General features: G+C 62.4%; 3 protein-coding genes and 1 pseudogene. All 4 read right to left on the bottom strand.

Annotated elements, in window-relative coordinates:
- Positions 1–569, bottom strand: a pseudogene (locus Q0G18_RS09040) (3'-5' exonuclease); the annotation flags it as partial.
- Between the two features lie 6 nt (positions 570–575).
- Positions 576–1,859 (bottom strand): S41 family peptidase, encoded by a 1,284-nt coding sequence (locus Q0G18_RS09035; protein ID WP_297152259.1) that lies wholly within the window; start codon positions 1,857–1,859, stop codon positions 576–578.
- A gap of 24 nt (positions 1,860–1,883) precedes the next feature.
- A complete protein-coding gene (gene ftsX, locus Q0G18_RS09030) occupies positions 1,884–2,789 on the bottom strand; it encodes a permease-like cell division protein FtsX (RefSeq protein WP_297152256.1) in 906 nt (301 codons plus the stop codon).
- Entirely contained in the window at positions 2,782–3,486 is a 705-nt protein-coding gene (gene ftsE / locus Q0G18_RS09025; RefSeq protein WP_366769343.1) for a cell division ATP-binding protein FtsE, read from the bottom strand. The genes ftsX and ftsE overlap by 8 nt, the downstream gene beginning before the upstream one ends.
- Positions 3,487–3,964 lie beyond the last annotated feature (478 nt).

Here is a 3,964-nt window from a genome sequence, read left to right as displayed (position 1 = left end):
CCACGTGCCTCCGCGAGCGCAGCGACGGAGAACGCCGTCTCGAACTTATGGCGGACAACGACGGCAACAACCCCCTCGACGAGCCCGTCGACATGCTCGACCACTTCCTCGATATGCCCCGTCGCCGCGGAATTGCGGGAGGGAAACTGCGCGATGCGAACTCGGACGATTGCGCCATCTTCCACATCGGGCGCTTCGGAGAGCTGGGTGAAGATGTCGTAGGGGATATGCGGGTCGAGGGGCACGACGACGCCGAACGGCTCGGCCGCCTCAAACCTGCCGACAACAACCTCATGGGCACGCTCAATCACCGAGACGACGCGCGCAGCCCGCTTGTGACCATAGCGACCGCCGCCGGAACCTTCCCGCGTGTGTCCTTTCGAGGCATTCGCGGGCAGCGGGGCAACTTCGACCAGATCGCCGTCGAAGGCGCCGCCGAGCTTGGCGTGGGGAACGAAGAACTCACCTTCTGACGTGCGAACGAAGCCGTAGCCTTCAGGATTCAATTGCATGATGCCACGCGGGCGCGAGCGAGCGACCCGTCGCGTGTGGTTCTTGGAACGGGGCATGCGCCTCTAGGCTTTCTCCTTGTTTTGCGCGGTCTCGACGGCAAGAACGAGCTGCGGGTCGGTGCCGCCTTCGCTTGAGGAGATGGCGATGTCGGGAATCACGCCGACGCCGTCGATGTCGTGGCCGAGCGGGCTTTTGTAGTAGCCAGCGGTGTAGCGGATCGCCCCGCCGAACGAAAGCTCGTGCACAACCTGCACGGAACCCTTGCCGATCGTGGTCTCACCGACAATGGTGGCGCGCTGGTTATCCTGAAGCGCAGCGGCGAGCACCTCGGCAGCACCTGAGGTATAGCCGTTCGTGAGCACGACGAGGGGCAGATCGGTGACCGTTTTCCCGGAAGCGGACTTCGGGGAAGTTCCCGTGGAAGTCTGCACCTCGACGACGACGCCCGTCTTGATGAAGAGGTTCGCCACATCGACCGCTTGCGTGAGATAGCCGCCCGGGTTGTCGCGCAGATCCATGACGAACGACGTCGCCCCCTGCTCGATCAGGTCAGCGAGCGCTGCGGAGACGTTGTCGGAGGTATCCTGCGTGATCTGGCGCACCCTGATGTAGCCGACCGTGCCGTCGAGCGAGTACGTGACGTTTTGCTCCTTGTACGAAGAGCACGTGAGCGCGGTGGTGTAGGACGTGCCCGTCTCGGCGCCGACCGAAGAGGGCCGCATCCACGTGACCACGACCGTCTCGCCAGCGTTGCGAGAAAGGCCGCTAATAGCCTCGGTAACCGACCAGTCGTGCGAGGTGTCGCCGTCGATGCCGATCAGCACGTCGCCCTGCTGGACGCCGGCCGCCTCGGCAGCGGAGCCCGAGAACACATCGGAAACGAGGGCGCGGCCGTTGTAGTCCGAGAACAGGACGCCGACGCCGTTGTAGGCACCGTCGGAGCTGTCCTTCACGAAGGACGCATAGCGCGAGGGGTCAAGATACTCGAAGTATTTGTCGTCGCATGCGTTCGAGAAGCCCTTGAACACTTCCTTGGTCGCCTCGTCGAGGTCGTAGCCGTTGAGGTCACTCTTCGCGAGCACGTCCTCAACTTCGCTCAAGCGAGCAGAAATGGAATCATAGGGAGATTTCTTCACATCCGTCGCCTGGGTGCCGGCTTTCTGGACGCCGGGGATGGAGAACCCGAGCGAGGCAAGGAACTGGTCCTGGCTGCGCAGAGCGAACCCGGCGACGAAGGCCACAGCAATAGCCACGACGAAGCACAGCAGGCGCAGGATGCGCTTGTTTCGCCTGTGCTCGCGCTCGGCCATCGCCGCGCGCTGCTTGGTATCACCGTGCTTCGCCATGGGAATCTATCTCGTTCGCGCTTTCTACACCTTGAGGTAGCGGCGCATTGCGAGCGCCGAACCGAACAGGCCGATGATCAGGCCCGCAATCACGAGTGCAACGTAGATGATCGCGAAGGTGCCGGCGTTCACGTCGATCGCAAGGAACTTGAGCGCGCCCGCGAGCTTCGGGAGCGCCAGGTTGCGCAGAAGCTCGAGCACGCCAACTGCGAACAGCGAGCCGATGATGGCGTGCAGCGCGCCCTCCATGAGGAAGGGCCCGCGGATGAAGCCATTCGACGCGCCGACGAGGCGCATGATGGCGATTTCCTTGCGGCGCGCAAGGATGGCCAGGCGAATCGTATTGTTGATGAACACGAGCGCGATGAAGATGAGCAGCACGATGAGCGCGATGCCGATATAGCGGACATAGGTCGTCAGCTGGAAGAGCTGCGCGACCGACTTCTGGCCGTACTTAAGCGACTCGGAAGGCGAATCGTAGCCGCAGATGGAAGCGAACGTGGAGTTCTGCTCGATCTGGCTCGCCACATCCTCGACGAGCTTCGGGTCCGAAAGCTCGACCTCGATGGAGGCGGGCAGCGGGTTCTGCCCGTCGAGCGCGTCGATGATGTCGGAGTTCGACGTGGCCTTGAAGTTCTCGAGCGCCTGGTCCTTCGTGGTGAAGTCGACCGATGCAACGCCGTCGATGCCACGGATGAAATCCTCGACCTTGTCGATATCGGACTGCGAGGCGTCATCGGAGATGAAGGCCGAGATGCCGACCTCGTTCTCGACCGACGACATGACGTTGTTCACCACGACGCCGCCCACAAGGAAGATGCCGATGATGAGCAGCGAGAGGAAGATCGTGATGATGGAACCCAAGGTGGTGGAGAGGTTGCGCGTGAACCCGTGCAGCGACTCCTTGAAGAAGTAACCGAGACTACGCATCGAAACCGTACACCCCCCTGTCCTGGTCGCGGGTAAGGCGGCCGCGATCGAGCGCTATGACGCGACGGCGCATGTTGTCGACCATCTCGCGGTCATGGGTGGCCACGAGCACCGTGGTGCCCGTGCGGTTGATGCGCTCGAGCAGGTCCATGATGCCGCGCGAGGTTTGCGGGTCGAGGTTGCCCGTGGGCTCGTCGCAGATGAGCAGCGGCGGGCGGTTCACGATGGCGCGCGCAATGGAAACACGCTGCTGCTCGCCACCAGAAAGCTGGTCGGGACGCTTGTTGAGCTTGTCTTGCAGGCCAACCAGGCGCAAAACCTCGGGAACCTGAGTCTTAATCACGTGGCGGCTCTTGCCGATAACCTCAAGCGCGAACGAAACGTTCTCGAAAACGGTTTTGTTCGGCAGCAATTTGAAGTCTTGGAAAACGCAGCCGATGTTGCGGCGAAGGTAGGGCACGCGCCAGTCGCGCATGGTCGTAAGGTCTTCGTCGGCGACATAAATATGGCCGCTCGATGGCTTGAGCTCGCGAGTAATGAGCTTGATGAAGGTAGACTTGCCCGAACCCGAATGGCCAACGAGGAAGACGAACTCGCCCGCATAGATCTGCAGGGAGATGTCGTGCAGCGAAGGCTTGTTCGGCTGCGCCTGGTAGACCTTCGTCACATGATCGAAGGTGATGACGGGCGCGCCCATGGGCTGGGACTGCTGCGCGTCTTCAATCGAAAGAGAAGGAAGCGCCGCCGACAAGTCGGAACGAATAGCCGGCTGGGCGGGAACATGGCGGCCGCGGCCAGCGTGGCCGGGCGCAGGTTTGTTCGTTGCGGGGAGCGCGCCAGTTGCCTGGGGGCTCACAGCGCGGTTTGCCGAAGTGGCACCCGCGGATTGAGCGACGCTGGAGCCTGCATGGGCGGCATGGCGGCCCACAGGCGGCGTCACCCGCGACGTGGCCCCCGCTTCGAGGGAATCGCGACGTCGCGCGTCATTGGTGTTCGTCACAGAGTGCTCCGTTCAAATAATGGTTACTGGACTCAACCCGCTTATTCTACCAAGACACGCAAATCCCCGCTCGCTTCGCTACGAAACAAACACTGCACTGAACAGAGCCTGAAAAGCATGGAGGAGCGCTGCTCTCGACAAACTCGCCCGGCCGCCCCGAGGGATTCCTCAGGAC

This window comes from uncultured Ellagibacter sp. (assembly GCF_934636505.1).
Classification (GTDB): Bacteria; Actinomycetota; Coriobacteriia; order Coriobacteriales; family Eggerthellaceae; genus Ellagibacter.
Note: the sequence above shows the minus strand (reverse complement) of the source record. Positions and strands in the feature narration are given on the sequence as shown.

Coding starts and splice junctions, on each gene's coding strand:
- ftsX (WP_297152256.1), bottom strand. CDS start 2,789: ATGCGTAGTCTCGGTTACTTCTTCAAGGAGTCGCTGCACGGGTTCACG.
- Q0G18_RS09035 (WP_297152259.1), bottom strand. CDS start 1,859: ATGGCGAAGCACGGTGATACCAAGCAGCGCGCGGCGATGGCCGAGCGC.
- ftsE (WP_366769343.1), bottom strand. CDS start 3,486: ATGGGCGCGCCCGTCATCACCTTCGATCATGTGACGAAGGTCTACCAG.